This window comes from Infirmifilum tikiterense (genome assembly GCF_054696565.1).
Genome location: NZ_CP182482.1, coordinates 791,179 through 811,083, shown reverse-complemented (window position 1 = coordinate 811,083; position 19,905 = coordinate 791,179). Strand labels below are relative to the sequence as shown.

Annotated in this window: 27 protein-coding genes and 1 tRNA gene; 9 read left to right on the top strand and 19 right to left on the bottom strand. The window is 50.1% G+C overall.

Features of this window, described 5'->3' with window-relative positions; genetic code table 11:
• Positions 1-15 precede the first annotated feature (15 nt).
• The 12 genes from ACNO7C_RS04455 to ACNO7C_RS04400 all read right to left on the bottom strand — a co-directional run bounded on the left by ACNO7C_RS04455 (position 16) and on the right by ACNO7C_RS04400 (position 8,013).
• Positions 16-606 carry a 50S ribosomal protein L18 gene (locus tag ACNO7C_RS04455; protein WP_460025757.1) on the bottom strand — a complete coding sequence of 197 codons (591 nt, stop codon included), beginning with the start codon at positions 604-606 and terminating at the stop codon, positions 16-18.
• Complete coding sequence (locus ACNO7C_RS04450) at positions 599-1,042, bottom strand: 50S ribosomal protein L19e (protein WP_460025756.1); 444 nt, start codon at positions 1,040-1,042, stop codon at positions 599-601. The genes ACNO7C_RS04455 and ACNO7C_RS04450 overlap by 8 nt, the downstream gene beginning before the upstream one ends.
• 3 nt (positions 1,043-1,045) lie before the next feature.
• The gene (locus ACNO7C_RS04445; protein WP_460025755.1) at positions 1,046-1,492 is read right to left on the bottom strand and encodes a 50S ribosomal protein L32e; all 447 of its coding nucleotides are present in this window, start codon (positions 1,490-1,492) and stop codon (positions 1,046-1,048) included.
• A gap of 13 nt (positions 1,493-1,505) precedes the next feature.
• The gene (locus ACNO7C_RS04440) at positions 1,506-1,895 is read right to left on the bottom strand and encodes a 30S ribosomal protein S8 (RefSeq protein ID WP_460025754.1); all 390 of its coding nucleotides are present in this window, start codon (positions 1,893-1,895) and stop codon (positions 1,506-1,508) included.
• Positions 1,896-1,907: 12 nt separating this feature from the next.
• Complete coding sequence (locus tag ACNO7C_RS04435) at positions 1,908-2,072, bottom strand: 30S ribosomal protein S14 (RefSeq protein ID WP_318537961.1); 165 nt, start codon at positions 2,070-2,072, stop codon at positions 1,908-1,910.
• Between the two features lie 5 nt (positions 2,073-2,077).
• On the bottom strand, positions 2,078-2,623 hold the full coding sequence (locus ACNO7C_RS04430; protein ID WP_460025753.1) for a 50S ribosomal protein L5: 546 nt from the start codon (positions 2,621-2,623) through the stop codon (positions 2,078-2,080).
• A 5-nt stretch (positions 2,624-2,628) separates the two neighbouring features.
• Positions 2,629-3,372 carry a 30S ribosomal protein S4e gene (locus ACNO7C_RS04425; protein ID WP_460025752.1) on the bottom strand — a complete coding sequence of 248 codons (744 nt, stop codon included), beginning with the start codon at positions 3,370-3,372 and terminating at the stop codon, positions 2,629-2,631.
• Positions 3,369-3,752, bottom strand: a complete 384-nt coding sequence (gene rplX / locus ACNO7C_RS04420) for a 50S ribosomal protein L24 (RefSeq protein WP_460025751.1) — start codon at positions 3,750-3,752, stop codon at positions 3,369-3,371. The genes ACNO7C_RS04425 and rplX overlap by 4 nt, the downstream gene beginning before the upstream one ends.
• 598 nt (positions 3,753-4,350) lie before the next feature.
• Entirely contained in the window at positions 4,351-4,749 is a 399-nt protein-coding gene (locus tag ACNO7C_RS04415) for a hypothetical protein (RefSeq protein WP_460025750.1), read from the bottom strand.
• Positions 4,750-4,824: 75 nt separating this feature from the next.
• Positions 4,825-5,862 carry an S-methyl-5-thioribose-1-phosphate isomerase gene (mtnA, locus tag ACNO7C_RS04410; RefSeq protein WP_460025749.1) on the bottom strand — a complete coding sequence of 346 codons (1,038 nt, stop codon included), beginning with the start codon at positions 5,860-5,862 and terminating at the stop codon, positions 4,825-4,827.
• Between the two features lie 444 nt (positions 5,863-6,306).
• Positions 6,307-6,900, bottom strand: a complete 594-nt coding sequence (locus ACNO7C_RS04405; RefSeq protein ID WP_460025748.1) for an endonuclease dU — start codon at positions 6,898-6,900, stop codon at positions 6,307-6,309.
• Between the two features lie 9 nt (positions 6,901-6,909).
• On the bottom strand, positions 6,910-8,013 hold the full coding sequence (locus ACNO7C_RS04400) for a M24 family metallopeptidase (RefSeq protein ID WP_460025747.1): 1,104 nt from the start codon (positions 8,011-8,013) through the stop codon (positions 6,910-6,912).
• A 118-nt stretch (positions 8,014-8,131) separates the two neighbouring features.
• Here ACNO7C_RS04400 and ACNO7C_RS04395 point away from each other — a divergent pair, with 118 nt between their 5' ends.
• The 5 genes from ACNO7C_RS04395 (at position 8,132) to ACNO7C_RS04375 (ending at position 11,748) form a co-directional block, all read left to right on the top strand.
• Entirely contained in the window at positions 8,132-9,508 is a 1,377-nt protein-coding gene (locus ACNO7C_RS04395; RefSeq protein ID WP_460025746.1) for a hypothetical protein, read from the top strand.
• Positions 9,509-9,635: 127 nt separating this feature from the next.
• Entirely contained in the window at positions 9,636-10,388 is a 753-nt protein-coding gene (locus ACNO7C_RS04390; protein ID WP_460025745.1) for a hypothetical protein, read from the top strand.
• 14 nt (positions 10,389-10,402) lie between these two features.
• Positions 10,403-10,819, top strand: coding sequence for a roadblock/LC7 domain-containing protein (locus ACNO7C_RS04385; protein WP_460025744.1), 417 nt, complete (start codon positions 10,403-10,405; stop codon positions 10,817-10,819).
• Positions 10,782-11,309, top strand: coding sequence for a GTP-binding protein (locus tag ACNO7C_RS04380; protein WP_460025743.1), 528 nt, complete (start codon positions 10,782-10,784; stop codon positions 11,307-11,309). Before ACNO7C_RS04385 ends, ACNO7C_RS04380 begins: the two co-directional genes overlap by 38 nt.
• 70 nt (positions 11,310-11,379) lie before the next feature.
• The gene (locus ACNO7C_RS04375; protein ID WP_460025742.1) at positions 11,380-11,748 is read left to right on the top strand and encodes a roadblock/LC7 domain-containing protein; all 369 of its coding nucleotides are present in this window, start codon (positions 11,380-11,382) and stop codon (positions 11,746-11,748) included.
• Between the two features lie 3 nt (positions 11,749-11,751).
• Here the strand turns inward: ACNO7C_RS04375 and ACNO7C_RS04370 are convergent, their stop codons facing one another.
• Both ACNO7C_RS04370 and ACNO7C_RS04365 read right to left on the bottom strand, forming a co-directional pair.
• Complete coding sequence (locus ACNO7C_RS04370; RefSeq protein ID WP_460025741.1) at positions 11,752-12,957, bottom strand: pyridoxal phosphate-dependent aminotransferase; 1,206 nt, start codon at positions 12,955-12,957, stop codon at positions 11,752-11,754.
• A gap of 91 nt (positions 12,958-13,048) precedes the next feature.
• Positions 13,049-14,023 carry a hypothetical protein gene (locus ACNO7C_RS04365; RefSeq protein ID WP_460025740.1) on the bottom strand — a complete coding sequence of 325 codons (975 nt, stop codon included), beginning with the start codon at positions 14,021-14,023 and terminating at the stop codon, positions 13,049-13,051.
• A 42-nt stretch (positions 14,024-14,065) separates the two neighbouring features.
• On the opposite strand from ACNO7C_RS04365, the gene ACNO7C_RS04360 reads away from it, so the two are divergent.
• Complete coding sequence (locus ACNO7C_RS04360) at positions 14,066-14,401, top strand: hypothetical protein (RefSeq protein ID WP_460025739.1); 336 nt, start codon at positions 14,066-14,068, stop codon at positions 14,399-14,401.
• Here the strand turns inward: ACNO7C_RS04360 and ACNO7C_RS04355 are convergent.
• The 5 genes from ACNO7C_RS04355 to ACNO7C_RS04335 form a co-directional block, all read right to left on the bottom strand.
• Positions 14,361-14,765: a hypothetical protein gene (locus ACNO7C_RS04355; RefSeq protein WP_460025738.1), complete on the bottom strand. Its 405-nt coding sequence runs from the start codon at positions 14,763-14,765 to the stop codon at positions 14,361-14,363. The genes ACNO7C_RS04360 and ACNO7C_RS04355 overlap by 41 nt on opposite strands.
• A gap of 440 nt (positions 14,766-15,205) precedes the next feature.
• Positions 15,206-15,652: a 30S ribosomal protein S11 gene (locus tag ACNO7C_RS04350; protein ID WP_318537976.1), complete on the bottom strand. Its 447-nt coding sequence runs from the start codon at positions 15,650-15,652 to the stop codon at positions 15,206-15,208.
• Between the two features lie 2 nt (positions 15,653-15,654).
• A complete protein-coding gene (locus ACNO7C_RS04345; protein WP_460025737.1) occupies positions 15,655-16,173 on the bottom strand; it encodes a 30S ribosomal protein S4 in 519 nt (172 codons plus the stop codon).
• Between the two features lie 11 nt (positions 16,174-16,184).
• Positions 16,185-16,655 carry a 30S ribosomal protein S13 gene (locus tag ACNO7C_RS04340; protein WP_460025736.1) on the bottom strand — a complete coding sequence of 157 codons (471 nt, stop codon included), beginning with the start codon at positions 16,653-16,655 and terminating at the stop codon, positions 16,185-16,187.
• 158 nt (positions 16,656-16,813) lie between these two features.
• Positions 16,814-16,912 (bottom strand) — tRNA-Ser (locus ACNO7C_RS04335).
• Between the two features lie 237 nt (positions 16,913-17,149).
• Here ACNO7C_RS04335 and ACNO7C_RS04330 point away from each other — a divergent pair.
• The 3 genes from ACNO7C_RS04330 to ACNO7C_RS04320 are packed head-to-tail and all read left to right on the top strand — an operon-like array spanning position 17,150 to position 19,580.
• On the top strand, positions 17,150-18,028 hold the full coding sequence (locus tag ACNO7C_RS04330) for a GNAT family N-acetyltransferase (protein ID WP_460025735.1): 879 nt from the start codon (positions 17,150-17,152) through the stop codon (positions 18,026-18,028).
• The gene (menC, locus tag ACNO7C_RS04325) at positions 18,019-19,143 is read left to right on the top strand and encodes an o-succinylbenzoate synthase (protein ID WP_460025734.1); all 1,125 of its coding nucleotides are present in this window, start codon (positions 18,019-18,021) and stop codon (positions 19,141-19,143) included. Before ACNO7C_RS04330 ends, menC begins: the two co-directional genes overlap by 10 nt.
• Positions 19,113-19,580, top strand: a complete 468-nt coding sequence (locus tag ACNO7C_RS04320; RefSeq protein ID WP_460025733.1) for a hypothetical protein — start codon at positions 19,113-19,115, stop codon at positions 19,578-19,580. Before menC ends, ACNO7C_RS04320 begins: the two co-directional genes overlap by 31 nt.
• Positions 19,581-19,905: the final 325 nt, after the last annotated feature.

The following is a 19,905-nucleotide window of genomic DNA, read 5'->3' as shown; positions in this document are numbered from 1 at the left end:
GTTAAATACCTTACCTTATGTAAAGGCTTTAAGTATACGCTGCCTTACTTCCTCAAAATGTTCTGGAAGGTCTTCAGGGTTTAAGCCGTTTGCTAGGTACTGCGAGAAACGCTTAGCGTACATCTCAGGGTCGTTTTCCTTTAGAAGTTTGGCGTACGAGGCTATGTGTTCTCCTCGCACTCTACTTTCGTCTGGGAATATCCCCTCCCCAGCAGGCACATGAAGGCCGGCGTCGATGGCACCCTTAGCCGCCGCAAAGACCCTGCCTCCTTTTACGGGTCTATGCAATCCTATATCAAGCACTGCCTCCCCTACCCCGTTTTTCTTGGCCTTAAGCGCTGCAAGCATACCAAGGAGGTATACAGCAGGAGTGTTCTTCAACCCTCCTTTCCACCCGAATTTTTTCAGCTCGTTTGAGTGCGCAGAAACCAGCGTGATGTCTCCTTTAGGATCAGCTCTCACGACCTGGACAATCGCGGTTCTGGAGAGTATTCTTACCACTAGCCTGGGTTTCTTAGACATAATCAGCTTTCTTCGCTTGTAGTAGTTCGTCTTACCCTCCCTACGGCGTTTCAAGGCAACCCTGTATGTAGACCCCCTAGCCACTTCCGCTCACCTTAATTATACCGTGTTCGTGCAAGTACATTCTTAGGTGCGCTACACTCCTAAACATGCCTCCTTTAATCAGCTTGTAAACTCTCCAAAACTCCTTCTTCTCTATTAAACCCTTGTTTTTCAGTGCCTTAAGGAAGCGCCTTTGCGCCCTTACTCTGGCCATCCATAGCTCCTTTTCGTCTACTCTTGGCCCCTTTTTGCTACCGGGGCCTCTACTCCTTCTCTTAGCTCTCTTGATCCTGTGACGACCACGCGATGGCGTCGACGGTGGAAGAGCCCTAATCACACCGTCTTTTATGAGCCGCCGAACATCATCGCGACTTATAGCTGCGGCTACCTCCTCTAAGCGCGTGGGGTCTATCCATATTCTGCTCTCCCCAACTTCGAGCACCTCTGATGCCAGTCTGCGAGCAACACTCACGTCCATCGGTTAAGCACCCCCTACGTTAAGCACGCGAATTCCTTTCTCTTCGGCCTTTTTAATGATTTCTATCCGCTTACGTCTCCCAACGGTGGACGCGATCCTCACTGCTTGTTTGGTTGGGTCTATCTTCTCGAGCTCTTCGGGGGAGTGAACGATAACCTCCTCAAAGCCTGAAGGATGCAAGCCTCGCACAGCCGCTGGGCCTCTATAGCCGACCTTGACAAGAGGCGGGAACCCCTTCCTCTGCAACCTTATCTTGTTGTCAAGGCTTCTCCGAGGACTACGCCACTTATCCTCTAACCGCTTGATCTTCCATGAATTCATGCGTATGAATCTTGGCCTCGAGCTATTGAGCACGGCGCGAAGCTTAAGCATCTTTGCCTTTTCAGGCGTGAGGGAGGGCTTTATCTTCTTAGGCTCTTTAGCGCCTTCAACCTGTTTTTCCTCGTTCATTTAGCACCCCCCTCTAATAAACGTAAGCGATCAATACACCGCCCAGGCCTCTGCTCTGGGCCTCACGATGACTCATTACACCCTGCGGTGTGGACACAATTAGAATGCCTATATCCCTTGAGGGGAGGAACTGCTGCTCCCATCTCGCGTACTCGTCTTTTTTAACAGAGTACCTTGGTTTAATTGCACCGCACTTGTTAATCTTACCTGCTAGCTTAACGATGATTTTTCCTCCTCTGCCATCATTGATGTACTCAAAGTCCTCGATGTAACCCTGCTGCTTCATGACATTTAGTACGCGAGCTATTAACTTCGAAGATGGGTAAATGATGCACTCGCGATGACCTCTGACCTCGTTGTTCCAGATCGTTGCCATAGCATTAGCAAGTGTATCTAGCATCATCCGTACCGCCCTCTAGGAATACTTCTTGAAGCCTATATCCTCGGCAACTTCCCTGAAACATCTCCTACAGAGGTTTAGTCCGTACATTCGTATGACGGCCTCGTGAGTGCCACACCTGACGCACATCCTGCTACCCTTCCCGTACTTACGCTTTTTCGGGGGATGAAGCTTAGCCATACCGATCACCTCTTTGCTCTTACAACCTGCACACCTAAAATCTTTTCCAGAAATGCTATTGTCTCTTCCTTTGTAACACGGTGTCTCGACCCAACCTTCGACCGCTTTCTCCTCCTTCTGGCAACGCGAAAGCCTGGTCTTTCAAGGGCCACTACCACATCGAAGCCAAATATTCCCACCTCTGGGTCATACTTCACACCGGGAAGAAGTATGTGCTCCTTAACGCCGAAGGCGAAGTTGCCGTGCTTATCGATGCTCTTTTCAGGTATTTTGTTGTCGACTGCAGCTAAGGCGCGCTTAAGAAAGCTGACAGCTTTCTCGCCGCGGAGCGTTACCATGGCTGCAATGTTTTCACCCCTCTTCACGCCGAATTCTTTTATGCTTTTCTTCGCTCGACGAAGAGAGGGCTTTTGCCCGGTAAGCTCCTCTAGGAGTTTAGCAGCCTTTGCTAACCTTTCACCGCTTTCGCCGACACCTATGTTGACTACAACTTTACTTATGAAGATCCTACGCATCGGATGATCGGTTTCCATGAGTAAAGTACCCTTCATTTGCATCACCTAATCGTGATCGCGGGTTTCTCCTCTCCAACTGGAAGTACGTACTCCAGTTTGGTCCTCACAGTTTCTCCTTGGTCGTTCTGCAATACCACCAGCGCGTCCCGGCGCTTAAACACCTGTTGAATCGATATCACCCTTCCGACGAAGCCAGCGTGACGGCCGTCGGTCACAACAGCTAGAACTCCCTCCTTGAAAGGAATTATCTGAGCTATGGCCTGCTTAGGAACTGTTATAAGGACCGAGTCGAAGGTTTTAACATTTGTTTTCTCTCCTCCGGATTGAGGCAGGAGAATATTCCTGCCATCGTGAAGAGTGACTTGAATAGCGCCTCCCTTAACTGTCTGCTTTCTGATAACTCTCAATAGCTTGTACCCTGCCTCCTCCGGCGGTATTTCTATTAGCTTTAGTCTTTTTACGCTATCGGGCACGATGCGGTAGAACTTTCCCTCTGGAATGATATGTACAATGTCCATTAAACCTACCGGAAACTTGTAATCAGTTACCACACGCCCATCCACGGCGACCTTCCTCTCGCCGAGTATCCTCCGCGTTTCCCGCATCGTGGTAGTGTAGCCTAGAATGTCTCGTATCACAATTCCTAGAGGTATGCTTTTGAACAATGGATGTGGGCCTGGCCTGGGTTTAACGGTCCAAACATATTCCTTCCTACTGATTGGCCAAAACGGTGGCGCTATGGATCTTCGGAGATGCCTAAGCGAGCTCCTTATTTTTCGCGTCATCCTTGACCACCTACTTTAGCTCTCTCTACAAGCTCCTTCCTGCGCTTGTCGCTTAGGTCTAGCTCTACCACGAGAACCTTGGACGGGTGAATAGGATAGGGAACCTCTGTACCGTCAGCTTTACGCAGAACAGCGCCTTCAACAAATATACGCTCCCTTTTAACATCAACCCCCGTGACTCCCCCCTCGTGACCCTTGAAGGAGCCGCGGACTATCAGGACACGATCCCCTCTTCTCACGCGTATTCTCTTGATGCCGAGCTTTTCCCTGAGGTCCTTGGATAGAGGAGCAACTATTCTCTTAGACCTAACGTGCAGTGGAGCGTTGTAGACCTCCCTCTTTCTAACTTTCGTTGGTTTTGACGAGACGACGCGTTGCATATTACCCCTCTAGCCTTAACAGACTGTGTTTATAAACTTTCTCAGCTACTCCGAGCAGTGCGCTCCTCCTTTTCTGCCCCCACTGGCCCCCTAAATTTGTCGTCATCCCTCTTCGGCCTCGGGGTCGCCCCACGGGGGCGAGGCATCGCCCAGTGGGCCTGCCCCTCTCGGGGCCTCCGGGGAGGAGCAGCCGGCGGCCGCCACGCCTCAGCGGCAGCGGCGGCCAACTGCCCTACCCGTTACAGGCGGTGCTTCAGGGGTTTATCTCCCTTTCGCTGTGAACGCTGAAAGTTAGCAACTCGAACACCCTCCCCCCTCTCCAAGCCCATCAGGCAGGGTAAAGCGCGTGTCGAACACGGAGGAAACCAGGGAAAAAACTAAAAAGTACCAGTACTACTTTTATGGCTGGGCAAGATGGGAATAAGTTGCGAAGCCGCTTTCGATCTTTGGCAACGGCTTGCGGATGCTTCAGAATCTTCGAGGTCTCGGTGTTAAGAGCCGTAAACAGCGTAGACCCCAGCTAACCTAAGCGATTTAAAAGCACGTTAGGTAGACTCAGTTTTTGCGTATCAGGATGGGTATGCACAAGGTGAAAGGTTTAAACGTTGATTACTGCTTCCCTCGCTACGACTTGGTCGCTCTTGTCTTTTCTTCCTGTATGCTTGCGCTTAGCGATCTCGCTGATTAGCTCCTTCTCAGAGAAGAAGCTCTGATTTTCAACCTCGATTATCGGTATTATAGAGAACTTGCTATCCGAAGCCCAAGTATTGGAGATCAGAATCTCGCCTGTAAAATTATTGAATAGAATGTACACTCCCTGAAGGGGTTGGGGGGCTTCGTAGTAATATATTACGCTGGGCTCGCCTCCAAGCGTAACTGGAACAAAGTAGATGTGTGAGCCATTTAATTGGTAGTGATGTATCAGCGGTAGCTGGCTTACGTTCAGAACATGCACTAGATCGACTAGACGCTTCAACCGGATGAGCTTAGCTGTCATCGAGCACCATTAGAATCATAAGTTTATAGGTTAAAATGATCCACGGTTTTCACGAAAATAGAAATGATCAAGCATTTATAGCAGTGCCCGCGGTATGGTCTTTCCGAATGGAGGGTAAAGTACTCCCTTCTCGGTTATAAACCCTGTAATTAGCTGCGGGGGTGTTAGGTCGAACGCATAGTATATCGCTTTAGCTCCCTCGGGAGCTATCCTGATACCCTTAATGATTAGCACCTCATTTGGATCCCTTTTCTCGATCTCGAAATCCCCCGGGCCTTCAGCTTTCAAGTCAAACGAGCTACTAGGCGCCGCTACGTAAAAAGGTATATTGTGTACTCTGGAAACGAGGGCCAGAGGGTATGTTCCCAGCTTGTTCGCAACCCACCCCTTCCTCGTGACTCTGTCAGCACCTACTATCGCTAGATCTATTCTCTCCTTCATGGCTAGGATCCCAACACTGTTATCGGTAGCGATTGTAACGTCTATTCCCGCTTGCATGAGCTCCCAGGCGGTCAACCTTGCACCCTGGAGATAAGGCCTCGTCTCAAGAGCAATGACCCTGAAGTCTTTCCCCCTCTCTTTCGCAACGTACATCGGGGCTGTCGCGGTCCCCCAGTAGCTCGTTGCTAAGGAGCCTGCATTACATACCGTTATTATTGTGTCACCATCATCTATCAGATCAGCTCCTTTTTCGCCGATCTTTCGGTTTGCCTCCTCGTCTTCCCTCTGAATCCTCAAAGCCTCCTCTACCACGCCTTTCCTGGCTTCTTCCAGGCTTGTGGCAATCCTGGCCCGTGAGACGACCCGCTCAACAGCCCAGAAAAGATTCACTGCAGTTGGACGGGTCTGCTTCACCTCATCGGCAACGCGTTCCAACCCGCTTAAGAACCCTTCCAGCGAATCTCCGGTGTAATGCCAGGCAAAGAGAGCCAATGAAAAGGCGGCAGCCACCCCTATAGCTGGGGCACCGCGTATTTCCATGTCCTTTATCGCTTTAGCTAGTCGCCTCCAATCATGGGTCTCGATGTAGACAAGCTTATCGGGTAACTCTTTCTGGTTGATAAGGCGAACGACGCCGTCTCTCCACTCAATAGTTCTCGGGAGCCTCAGCATTAAGCTTGAGTAGCAACAGCACTTTTTATCCTTTCACCTGCTTCCTCCCAGCGTTCAACTCACAATCGTCCAAATCCCGCTGATCAGATAGGTACTGAAGGTTGTTAAAGAGGCTAATATAGAGCACCTGGACACGTAACAGCTATGGCAAGCTTAATATGCTCGTACCCCGCACCCATGAGCTACCCTAAAAGCTGAAGCTGGGAAAACCTTGGGAGATATCTCAGGGTTATCCAAAGTGGCTGTTCAACAGAGGTGCCTTGAGGTTCAGGCAACCCCTACGGTCAACAGTACCTATGGTGGACGCTGTTGAGGCTACGCTTAGCTGATCGGAGAGAACAGTGGCGAGCAACATGAGGCACATCTACCTCAACACTAAGCTATCTGCCTGATTATTCGATGTACGGGAGGGCATCTATAGAAGCGCGTACGTAAATAAATCGCTTAGGTTGAAAGAAAAGCCGGATCATTGATCCTCAGGAACTCGTACACTGACCTAGCAATAGTTTGGGCGACCCGCAGGGGCTCAGGAACTTTACCGTGAAGCGTGACGGCATTGAGCAACTCACGCAACTCCTCCTCGTCGATACCAACGTACCTGGCGTAAACGTAGCTACTTGTTCTCTTTATGTAGACGAGTCGGCGTTCACCGAGCCCAAGGTACATGCTAAAGCGCTTGGAGTCGCCTGGGAAATACTCGCTCAAATACTTCTCCAGACCCCCTGATTCCTCGTAACTTAGGCAAATAACGGGTATGCTGAGCTCCTTGTAGAGAGTCTCTATGTCCACTATATTGAACCAGCTGATAATGCATCCATTTAGCATGACTACGTTGAAGTCCCGCCTGCCCGTACCCCTTACGAGGTTGAGGATCTTCTCCGTGGCGTCAAGACCGCCAACAGTCAGCCATGTCAAGTAGACCCCGTCCACGATCCCATCTCTCCTGTAGGAAACCCCGACTGCTATGGACTTCTTCAACTTCCTATCAAATGACTCGGCGATGCCGAGTACTCGAAAGGCTGGCTTAGTGAGGTGCAAGGGTAGACCCTACATCACTAAGTAATCCCGTGGGAAATATGTTAGTAGTTCCGCCCCGTCTTCTCTTACGTAAAGCATGTCCTCTATCCTCACTCCTAGGTAGCCGGCCATATAGACTCCAGGTTCTATGGTCACAATATCTCCCACCAGAAGAGGGGATTCGTTCTCGCTGTTCAGGTATGGTTCCTCGTGAATCTCGATGCCTACACCGTGCCCTAAGCCATGATTGAAATAAATGTGAAGGCCTTCTTCTTTTAGTGCCTTGAAGGCGGCCGAGTATACCTCCTTAGCGGCCTTACCAGCTTGCAGGCTTTCAATAGATTTCTCGAGCGCCTTAATTACTGCTCTGAAGACCCTCTCTTGCTTTTGCGACGGTTTTCCAAAGATGACGGAGCGGGTCATGTCGCTACAGTACCCGTTAACCTTCGCGCCCAAGTCTATCTTCACTACATCGCCTTCTCTGAGCTCGCGCTGAGTGGGCTTTGCGTGGGGTTGAGCGGCGTGATCGCCGAAGGCAATTATCGGATCGAAGGAAGGTTGTGCTCCACTTTTGAGGATTAAGCTGAGTACTTCAACAGCGATGTCTACCTCTCTTACTCCCTTATCAAGAGTATCTAACGCTTTTCGCATAGCTAGCTCGGCGACTCTGATGCTCTCCCTGATCCGGCTAATCTCTGCACTATCCTTCTGTCTCCTCAAGTTCAGCACTTCCCGTGTTATATCTAGAGGCTCTGCTCCCAGCTTTTCTGCTAGCCTTTTCTTTACATCAGGACTTGCACCAGCTATGCCAACTTTCTCTGGAGGAATGCTTCCTAAAAGCTTCTTAACAGCACCATACAGGTCTCTTTCAACTACCCTTTCATATTCAGCCACTTCTTCTTGAGACGAGAAAGCGTAGACATCGCCGACCGCACGCTCTTCGACAGCTCTTAAGTACTCCAGCCTGCTTGCAACCAATAAGACCTCTCCGTTTTCTAAAATTATCGACACGCTAGGCGCGTCTGTGCCTGTGAAGTAGAAGATGTTAGGTGAAGAGTATATGAGGGCAGCTTGAAGGCCTCTGTTGGTCAAGACTCTTAGCAGTCTTTCTACATGGTTTTTGAAGGGTTCCACAACCCTACAACTATGTGTACAGTAATATTATTTACTTTAATGGCACCGCAATTTTCCAGTAGAGGGGCTACAACGGAAAACGTTATTAAAGTATCTCTCAACTCACTTCCCGAAGATTGTGGCGAAGGCTAAAGTGGGAGAGCGATTGCTTGCGGCGACTAGTATTTTCACAGCCGCGCTACTCTACTCTGAAATATTCTTAGCTGGAACAAACAGCTTAATTCTGAGCTTTGTACCAAGCGTCTCAGCTTTAACTGCGCCGTCACTCGGTGTTCCAGTCTTTGTGGCCATGTTCTCGCTGGAGCTATATCGTCTACAGCGATTTCTCCCTCTTTTGGCCCTTCTTCCCTTTCAGCTTCTTCTCATCTTAAAAAATATACACAGTTGGGTTTCATCTACACTTCTCTTACTAGTTGTTCCCTTAGCTATCACTCACCCGAGTTCTATCGGAGTAATCCTCGGCATCCTCTACTACCTCACTTGGAAGGAAAAACCACGTGAAGCCTTTTTCACAGGTCTTAGCTTCATCGCCAACCTCTTTGCCTTCTCCCTACTCCTTTCAATAAGCGAGGAGATCAGGGCTCCGCTACTGGTTTTACCTGGTGGACTACAAGCATCAGAGAATGAAGTTACCAATGCTGTGCTTTTCTACTCAACCCTCTTTAACGTGCTAGCACATGACAGCAGGTTTATAGCAGAAATCATCGTGCTACTTTCATCTCTAACCGCAACCTCCCTAGTAGGTGAGAGAACATTTGCCTCTCTGATTACCCCGCAGGTCACCCTCCTTGCGATCACGCCGATAATTGGTTCTCCAAGCCTAGCCGACGCATGGGGCGTAGCCTCATCCATGGGAACAAGCGCTATGCTCTACTTCGCCGAGAGCTCACAGGTAGCTTTACATTCTCGCATCATCGCACCCATAAGAGGCTTTACTGGAAGAAGGCGTGCAGCCGAGGAGGACAAACTCAAAATCGCTTTTACAGATCTAGAATCTCTAGGAGAAACTGCACAGTTTTTATGCAGAACACTTCCACCAGGCAGGAAGATTGTAATTCTAGGCCTTAGCTACGAGGAGGAAAAAGCCTTTACGGAGCACTTCTTAGATGGATTAAAGTGCACAGCAGACGTAATTTTGTTCCACAGGATAGGTCTCGAGGGATTACTAAAGCTCCCACCTCAAACCACGGTCGTCTTATACCTTCGCTTCTTAGATGAGAAAACATCGCTGATCCTTCTCTCAAAACTCACTGGCTATGATCCTGAAACCGTTGAGAAGCTTGTTCAGCCCTACACGGATAAGCTTACAAGGGTTAGTCGCGTCACCTTGTACTTCACTGCTCAGGAAATAAACAAGAGGATAAAGCAGGGGCTGAGTGCCAGGAGAGCATTTAACTCGGTTCTAAGCCAGGTGAAAACGGATCTGAGTGAAGAATTTATACGAGTTTTGGAGCAGGTATCCGCGAGATACGAAGTTATAGGTTTCGCTTCTTAATCAGCTACTTGTACTGAAAACTGCAGTGAATTCGTTGGCAAACAATGTTTACCAAAGCAGGTGTTGAGGCTTTCTAATAGTGCGATAATTTTATCAAAAGGCGTCTAGAAACACTACATGCTGTGTTATGCTAGCTATTCACTCAGAAGCCTACAAAACTCTGCTACAGGTAGAGCCATTCTCCTTTTATCTAATCTTCTTTATGCTGCTTTCGCTCGGCATCTCGTTGGGTGTTTTTATCGCTTTAATTTACCTCACGCGAAGAGTAGGACGCATAAGCGAAGGCGGCGCTTCCCATGATAGATTTCGAGAGTTTGATGAAAGAATTAAAAAACTGGAAGAGGCGGAGAAGAATACCTCTTCCATGCTAACCGAACTGCACAACTCTGTTAAAAATCTCCAGGAATCCTTCATCCGCATCGATTCTCGCGTGACGGCACTCGAGAGCAAAACCGTACTTCTAGAGAGGAGATTCACGAGGGAGGTAAACGAGGTGCCTCGCCCGGTTTCCTACCCTCGCGTCCCGCAACATATTGAGGCGGCTTCGATCAAAGAGCTGAACGAGCTCGCGCTTCACTACCCCGAGGTTAAGTACGCATGTATAATAACTTCACAGGGATACGTCGTCAAAAGCTATGGTCAGCCTAGCGAGGAACCTCCGAAGATCCTTGAGATTTTAAGGATATCCAGGACACCTAGAGTTTCGCTAGTCAGAGGAGATAGGGTGCTCGAAGTCTTCTACCTAGGGGATGTAAAAGATTTGTCGGTGTACGCCATCTTGGAGGTGGAGGATAGCGCAAACGTCAACGAGGCTAGGCTGGATGCGATAAAAGAAACGATAAATAGATATTTTAGAGACATAGTCTCAAAAGCCCAGTAGGTGTCAATGCCGTTATGAGTTCGGATAAAGAGGCGGAAGTAAGAGGGATACTTGGGAAGATAATAAAGGAGACACACGACGCCGTATCTTCCATTGTGTTTGCCTGGCGCGACGGAATCCCTATATCCTCCATCGCGCCTGACCAGTCTCAGGCAGAGTTCCTCGCGGTAGCCTCTGCCGCAGCCTTGGGGTCTCTCGACGCGCTTGGAGACATTTTCGGTAGCCGAGTAAGAAGAGTAGACGTGGAATTCGAGAACGGGGAGCACGTCGTGATCTCGTCGGTTGATGGCTCCTTCATCGCTCTCTCCACGACCTCTCGTCCAAACCTTGGGCTGATACACCTTGTCTTAAGGAAGTACGAGGATAGTATCGTTAAGGCAGCAGGGGTCGGCTATGTCGACGCAACGAAGTTACCTAAAGATACTCATTAGTGGACCTTATGCGAGCGGTAAAACAACCTTTGTGAAAACCATAGCATCTAACGTTCTCACGACGGAAGTCCCTGTATCCTCATCTTATGAGTCGCAGATTAAGCGGTATACGACCGTCGCTTTCGACTACGGCAAAACCAGTGTAAACGGTGTAGATGTATACCTGTTTGGAACCCCAGGGCAAACCCGCCTCCAGTTCATGTGGAGAGTTCTTTCAACTGGAATGCATGGATATATCTTCATCGTGGACGGCACCTCAATGCTACACGTAATGCGCTCGCGCGCTGTCTATGATTATATGAAAAGCTTAGGTGAGTATCCTCATATCTTAGCTGTGAGTAAACAGGACCTCCCAGGTAGTGTTAAACCGAACATCGTGGCGCAACTCTTCGGAGTAAAACAGGAAAACGTCATGCCGCTCGTAGCATACGAGAGGAGCTCCGCCTACGCGGTTTTAAAGAGGATAGTTGAAATCATTAATAGAGGTTAACGGGGTATCATTTTAACTGTAAAGGATATATTGTCGTCAAAAGCTAATCTAGTGGTGATGCAGGCTGAGCTTGAATATTGAGGCTTTGAGGAGGCTTATTGAGCCTGTTACTAGGGTTGCTGGGTTTGAGGGGTTTGTTGTTGCTACGGGTGATGGGTTGCCACTGCTGAGCAGCATAGCTGACAAGGAGCTTGAGGAGAAGGTGGCGGCGCTCACGGCTGTGCTGAGCGAGGTGGGCAACAGGGCTAGCACTGAGCTCGGGAAGGGGGAGGCGGAGTGGATCACCATCAACGCCCCAGACGGCTCAGGCATCATCTACACCAGGCTCGGAGATCTAGGCTACATGGCAGTCCTCTTCAGCAAAGACACAAGGCTAGGCGTCCTCCTATACACCCTAAGAGAAGTAAAAAAGAAGATAACAGAGTCGAAAATAGCTTAGTTCTTAGAGATAACTGGTGATGTAGGCGTTCATCCTCTTGAGACCCTCCTCTATCCTCTCCTCGCTTTCGCTCACGAAAGTCATTCTGACGTGCCCTTTGCCCATCTCGCCGAAATATTTTCCCGGAATGACTACTACGCTCTTCCTGTACAGCAAGCGATTAGCGAACTCCTCATCATCTCTCCCCATTGCTTCGAGATACTGCCTTAGGTCTACGAAAAAGTAAAAGGCTCCTTCGGGCATTGTCGTCTTAGCGTCGGGTAAATACTCCTGTATGGCCTTGTACATGAAATCACGGCGCTTCCTATAGGTGGGAATGACCGTTTCGTTGAGGTACCGCTCTTTAATACCGTTCTCATAGAACTTGATCATTGCTAGTTGCCCTGGCGTGTCAGGTGCAAGGGAAACATACTGCTTTATCTTCTCCATTGCCTCTATAACCTCAGGGGGGCCTGTCACGTAGCCGAGTCGGAACCCTGGTATAGATGCCTCCTTGCTGAAGCTGTGAATGGTTATAGTCCTGTCTCTGGCTCCCGGAAAAGCGTCAACCCAAGGCGTAGCTCGGCCATACGTGATGTGCTTGTACACGGCGTCAAATATTATCCAGAAGTCGTGTTCCCTTGCCAACTTCACAAGCTCGCTGACGAACGCGTCAGTGACTATACGACCGGTAGGGTTATCGGGGGATAGCAGTATGAACGCTTTTGTCAACGGGGAAATGACCTTCTTCACATCTTCGATCTTAGGCTGGTAACCCTCCTCCACGCGCACGGGAACATACCTAACACGCCCACCAAAAAGCCAAATAGGCTCCGAGTACCCGACGTATGTTGGATCTATGAGTATGACCTCGTCTCCGGGCTCGAGTATCGACCCTAAAGCCAGGTATATTCCCTCCGTCCCCCCGTTTACGATGATTATCTCTTCACGAGGATCATAAGACACGCCCCAGTACTTCTTAAGGTCTTGGGCTATTAATTCTCGAAGCTCTATCATCCCACGGGTGCTCCCGTAAGCTACCGTCCTCTGGGGAGAGCGTTTAAGTAAATCCGCTAGATAATCCACCACCTCCTGCGGGGGAGGGAGACTGGGCGCGCCACCTCCAAAGCTGATTATGTCCCCTTTACGCCTTGCCTCATCTAAAAGCGCGGCTATTCTTCTTATCGGAGAACTGACGATCGTTTGGCTACGACTTGCTATCCTAGGCATACCGTGGAATTATTCTCTTTCATATATTTATGCATTACTGGTAATACTTTAAATATTAGGCATAAAAGATGCTAGAAGTAAAATCAGTGAGTTAACCAATTTTTTCCAGGATTTTCTTCAGATCGCTCGGAGACTTTAATGAGTCTTTGAATATCAGCAAAAACTCTTCTAAGTGTTTTTTCACTTCTCTGCGTTGCTCAGGGGCGAGATTAGAGATAAATTTCTCAAGCTCAGAGTACATCTCTCTTTGGGCAAGCAAAACAGCAAATCTTGCCAAGCTCATAGATGTGAGCTTTCCGTCGATGATGCACAGGACAATCCCCGACTCAGGGTCGATTTCGTACGTTATTTTCTGCTCTTTAATACCCCTCGTTTTTTCCTCTCTGAGCTTGTCCAGGAGCTTCTTCTCGAGAATCTTCTCGACGCCATATATCGCTATTGCTTTCTCCAGCTTTTCACGTACGCGTTTATCCAGAAGCACTATTCTCTGAAAGTCTTCCTCGGTGATGGGAAGGTCAAAGACTTTTCCTCCAACTATCATTTGGCCCTTCAACCCTTTAACCTTTGAGGTGGGCATTCTGATATCAAGGAAGCCGTCGTAAGTGTATACAGGGATAACATGCGTCTCGCCGTTTGGAAAAACCACTTTCACGGCTTCATCCCATAGTTTGGCCGATACTTCGCCTAAAACTAGGTGTGGACCACTTTCTAAAGCTGGGCATCTAAAGGCTTCTGCAAGGATGTCTGCAACACCCTCGACGAAGCCTAGGACCTCGTACACTTTAAATCTCGTCCATGAGCTCTCTACCAGAACCTCAATTTCGAACTTCTTGGAAAAACTATAGCCGTAATTAGTGAGGTAGTTTTCGAACTCCTCCTCTTTTATGCAGTCAGCTCCCAGTCCGATCCAAGGCAAGCTATGCTCACCTATACTAAGTTGCAATGCTATTTTTAGCTTTTCCCTAGATTCTTCCCTTGTTCGACCCGTGTCTTCCCTTGCCTCCAGCAGGTTAGAGGGGGTTGCGGGAGGGTGTTCGAGCACCGCGCGTGCAACTTTTACGGACACAGCCCGTGTGAAGGCTTATAACCCCTCACGCGCTTAGCCTTGATGGTCGAGGTTAGCGGGGGGTCCGGGGGAGCGTGGCGGGGGTGGCTCGAGCTGACCGGCCTCGCTAGGGTGCTGTTGCGCCTACGAGAGCCGAAGCTCCTCGGCAAGGCCTTCGGCACGCGCAACACGAGGCACATAGCCAGCGCCCTCGATAAATTGCGCTCAGCCGGTCTCGTGAGGGAGGCTGTGGTCGGCGACGTGAGGTACGTCTACCTGACGGGGAGGGCCTGCAGCCTCCTCGCTCTGCTCGGCTATAGCCTCGATGAGGTGGCGTGCGGCGAGGCAGCATTGAGGCTTATTCGACGCGCAGCCGGAGCTGCCTCCGGTACAGCATAACCGTGGCGATGTGCGTACATATTCTTGCTTTGCGCACGTAGCCGTAGGTCCTGAAGAAGCAGTCGCACCTGTACCTCCCCCGCTCACCCAGACGTTGTACCAGGGGTACGTGTCGCCTAACTCGGGCAAACCCTTTGACGAGCCAGTGCTCCGCCCCAACTTTCTCAACCTTCCCCGCCAGAAGCCTGTACGTGGCCCTGTAAAACCACTCAGCGGGCTTATCCGGGAAAGAGGAATGAAGCTCGCTTAACGCTTCCAAGAGGTCCCCGTGCTCCTCTGTTATCTTATCGCTACAGTAGCTAAAGAGGGCGCACCTCACCAGCGCCAACGCCAGCCTGTTCTCACTGTTCCTTACCTTCCCCAAGTGAGAGCACCCACAGCGCCTTCTAGGTGAGAGAGACCGTCACCCCGGCGTGGTGCGACGATCTTTCAGGTAGCAGTAGTCCAGGAGCCTCAGCTAGCCCCCAGCTCTGTCTCCACTTTCAGCCTACACACCGAAAGAGAGATAAACTCCTTAACCGGATGGAGTAGCGGCGGGCCCAGTTCCCACCCCGGTCAGAGGGCCGTGGGTGGGTGCCCCGCGCGGCGCGAGGAGGGGATGTGCCCGCGGCGACGCGGGCTGAAGGCCGCCCAGCCAGGGCGGCCCCCCGAAAGGGGACCCATGACACCCCGCAAGGGGGCCCTCAGATCAGTGAAGGGGGCGGATGTGCCAGGCGCGGCCTTGGGGATCGTAGCCTGAAGATTGAAAGATGATGACCCATTGCAGCTCGGAGGCGTGAAGAAAAGGTTTCCGGTCTGATTTTTCTATACTCTTCTTCCTCTGCGCCCCCCGGGCTTCCTAATGGAGTCCGTAGGCAACGGTGTAACGTCTTCGATCCTGTCAACCATTAGTCCTGCACGGACGAGCGCCCTGATCGCTGGTCCTGCACCGGGACCAGGCGTCTTTGCCCCATAGCCTCCTGGAGCCTTCACTTTAACGTGTACAACTCTAATACCCTTATCCAATGCTATCTTCGCAGCTTTAGCCGCGGCTTGCATGGCAGCCCAAGGAGAAGGTTTGTCCCTGTCCGCCTTAGCAACTTGCCCCCCAGAGGCTATTGCTATAGTTTCTGCACCGGATAAGTCGGTGATGTGTATAATTGTGTTGTTGTAGCTGGCGTATATCCAAGCTATACCCACATCGCTCCTCTGTTTGGCTTCTTTTTCATCGCGAGGTTTCTGCTCTTTTTGCTCTCTCTCAGCTTCCGTCATTTTTACCCACCCACCCCAATGGGCTGTGAACGCCTAGCATAAGGAGATAACGGGTAAAAGCCTATAAGATCTTCCTCATCCCTCGGTACAAGATACCCCGGGCTCCTGACTCTTCGACCGCCGATTGCTATATGACCATGTGTTATGAGCTGCCGCGCGTGGTAAATGCTGGACGCCAGTCCCTTCCTGTACACGATTGTTTGCAGCCGTCTCTCAAGCACGTGCCTGACGTTTAAGCTTAGGATTTCATCAAGGGTAGAGTCTTCGCTAGGGAGGAGCCCCATCCGATATAGACGGGAGACAAGAGGCTTCTCCAAAGGAATTCTCTGGTTTTCGGGTAGAGCAAGCAGCTTCCTGGCTCGCGCTCGTATCTCCCTGAGTAAGGATTTGGCTATCCATAACTCTCGCTTGTTTCTTAGGCCGTACTCACCCAGCAGTCGCATCTCCTCCTCTAGAACCTCTTTCCTCCACGGGTGCCCTGGACCCTGCCACTTTCTCCTGGACTTTTTAGGATCGCCCATCTAACCACCCACTACTTTTTCTGCTCCTGTTGCTTTGCAGCTCCTCTCTTGACTCCTAACGTCATCCCCGTTCTGCCTGTTGTCCTTGTTCTCTGGCCTCTAACCTTCAGGCCCAGCATGTGTCTGACACCTTTGTAACTCTTTATCTTCTTCATGGTTTCTATGTCACTCCTAACTGTTAGCAGTAAGTCGGATGTGACTAAGTGTCGGTCAACCCCTGTAACAGGGTCTTTCCTCCTGTTTAGCATCCAGTTTGGCAGTCCGAGTGCTTCGATGTTTCGTAAAGCGTTGGATAGTTTCTCCACATCCTCATCTGTGAGGGTTCCGAGAAGCCGATGGGGGTCATAGCCCATCTTTCTCAAAACCGCGTAAGCCGTGTTAACGCCGATTCCTTTAATGTCCGCTATTGCATAGGCTAGGGCTTTATCGCCGGGCAAATCTACTCCCGCAACCCTAACGATGTAGCGAAACTCGCTAGCCATACGACCTGTGGCGTAAAGAAAAGATCCATATAAATATCTTTTTCGTCCCAGAGTGAAGGCAAAAACAGCATCCCTATCACTGCAAACAGTCTACGGTTCTCCTCCCAAGATCCCTCTTCCGGGTAACATTCGGGTTTGAGCCCCACAAATCTGGAAAGCGCCGGGGCCGGGATTCGAACCCGGGCACCCTAGAGGGGCAACGGATTTCTTGAAACAGTGCTCAAGTCCGCCGCCTTGGTCCGCTCGGCCACCCCGGCTCCAGGTAGAAAACCGCAAGTTAGGATATAAAGACATCGTCGTGGACAGGAAAGATAGCTTCCTCCCACGTATATCCGTTTAACGCGTCCACTCATCTCACCTGTTCCTTGGTTTTCGTCGATTCTACACTTTCTTGCACTCGTTCACCTCAACCTAGAGCAAATATCTCATAAAATGTAATGAAAGAATCTTACTATAGCGCAAGTCTTTAATTGCACACGAAGCTTTTTTCATCGATGGAAGAGGTGCTTTTCGTAACTCCGGATAACTTCGCTCTCCTTAAACAAATCATGGAGGTCATGGTGGATGCCTGGTCCATGCCGGACTACGCGGAGGCTCTGCCGCCACACATAATGAAAGCCATACTTGACAACGGGGGGTTTATTGAGGCCGCGGTGCACGGCAGGCGTGTTGTCGGTTTTGTCCTCGGTTTTATTGGCTATGACCCAGAGTTTGGCTACTACCACTACTCTCATATGCTCGGTGTCCGCAAGGAGTACCGCGGTAGGAGTATAGCTCTCAAGTTAAAACTTCACCAGAGAGAATGGTGTATAAGTAGAGGCTACAGGCTCGTTGTATGGACGTTTGATCCACACCAAGGCTTGAACGCCAGGTTCAATTTTGGGAAGCTAGGGGTGGTTTCACGCAAATTCTACGAAAACTATTACGGCGAAATAGCAGATGGTATAAACGTCGGCTTACCCACCGACCGCTTCAAGGTGGAGTGGTGGATACTGAGCAAAAGAGTGGAAAAACGTGTCAGCGGGAGTGACACCCCACCATCTTACGACGAGGTGAAAGACATTGCCCAGCAACTCATACACACAGAGAGAAGGGGCAGCGTTAGAATTCCAACTGCAATATCACCGGACATCCCAAGCGAACTGGTTCTCCTCGAGTTCCCGGGTGATATAAACAGCCTAAAAGCCGTATGCTTTGAATGCGCACTTAGATGGAAGCACGTTTTCCGCGAAGCTATTCAGAGCTTACTTAAGCAGGGGTACATAGTGGTAGAGCATGTGTCCCTCCTCGAGGGCGAGGAGAGGCGCAACTTCTACCTGCTGACAAAAAGCCCCCTGGATGAAATACTCGAGGGTGAGTACCCGTGGAGATAAGGAAGGTCGACATATATCTCCTTGAAATGAAGCTTAAGGAGGAGTTTAGAACCAGTTTCGGAGGCATAAAGGCACGACCAGTCGTTTTAGTTCGAGTGGAGGAGAAGGGCGGAGAAGAAGGCTGGGGAGAGCTTGTTGCCGAGTGGGGACCGTGGTATAGTTATGAAACCTTCGAAGTATCACTGCTCGTATTGAAGAAATTCATTGTGCCTCTACTGATGGAGAGCGATACCCGAGATCCAGAGGAGTTTTTGAGGCTTGCCTCGCGAGTTAGAGGTTATCCTATGGCTAAGACCGCGGTTGAAGAGGCTCTTGTAGATCTCTCAGCTCGCCTCAGGAAAATCCCGGTGGCCGAGGTTCTCGGGGGCAGACCCAAGGATGTCGAGGCAGGGGTCAGTATAGGCATCAAGCCTAACATTAAGGAACTTTTAGACGAGGTGAAGCTGAGACTAGATGAAGGCTACCGGCGAGTTAAAATAAAGATAGAGCCGGGATTCGACGTCAAGCCTGTTTCCGCTGTAAGGAAGGAGTTTGGCGATATCCCCCTTCAGGTCGACGCTAATGGTGCTTACTCAATTAGGGATCTTCAAATATTCGAAGAACTGGACAAGCAAGACTTACTTATGATCGAGCAACCCTTTGCTTGGGACGATCTCCTGGCGCACCGGGTGCTTGCCAGGAAGATCTCGACCCCAATCTGCCTGGATGAAAGCATAGCGTCGGTTCAAGACCTAGTGATTGGGTGGATGTTGGGTTCACTTGAGGTTGTAAACGTGAAGCCGGCACGAGTAGGGGGTGTGACTGTTGCGAAGAGAATGCTGGACATAGCGCTGGAGCTTGGCATTGGAGCTTGGATCGGTGGGATGCTTGAAACAGGTGTGGGCCGAGCTTTCCTCGTTGCTTTAGCCTCCCACCCAGCTGTTAGTTACCCTAACGACATCTCGGCGAGCAACAGGTACTGGGATGAAGACATCGTGGAGCCACCGTGGACTTTGACGAGCAGAGGAACAATCGAGGTACCTAATAAGCCCGGTCTCGGAGAGGAAGTTTTAACAGACAGGATAGAAAAAATGAGTAGAGAGAAATGGAGTGTATCGAGAGGAACTGTAGCTTAATAGTGTCAGTGGTACAGGGACATGAGAGAGCAGTCTCAAGGGATATTCTCGACCTGCTCTTCCCTTACGACAGGAATGTTAACTGCTTCACAGTTAGCGGAAGTAAGATATGCGTGGAAACCAAACTAGACCAGGAGACGCTTCGAGAGCTTTTTACGAGATTTCCTATAAGGAACATCCTTTCCGTACGCTACATTGTACTTAGCGAGGAGTTAAAAACTGACCTGGAAGAGAGTTTGAAAAACCTCTGCATAAGAGCTGCAGCGAATGGATTGAAGTTCAGAAAAGTTTCTGTGAAGCTCAAGTCCCAAGACGGGTGGAGGCAAGAATACTATGAGCAAGTAAGGAGATATCTGTTAGGGTGCGCTAATGGAGAGGGTGTAGCCTCTATCGAGAAGGTTTCCTGTAAGCTTGTTTTAACGGTTAGAGTAATTTAGCGTTTCCCAATCCCATTGAGCTTTCACTCCATCGTTCGCAAATAAGCGGAAATAGACACCTTAACTCACAAGCACAGCCGACCGGCGCACTTTCAACCCCCGCGCAGAATCATCTGCAGGTGCCGCGTGCCACACGAACATGGAAGAAAGCCCGTAACGGTGCGGACTAAAGTTGCTGGAGGGTGAACCGCTGCGAGCGCCCAATGACCCGGTCGCACCGGGTTCTTCGACCGGCGGGAGCAGACAGCCCTGGCGCAGGTTAGGCCAGAGCAGTGAAGAGGTAACGTAACAAATAATATTCGAGGTTGTAGAATACTTTGTTGAA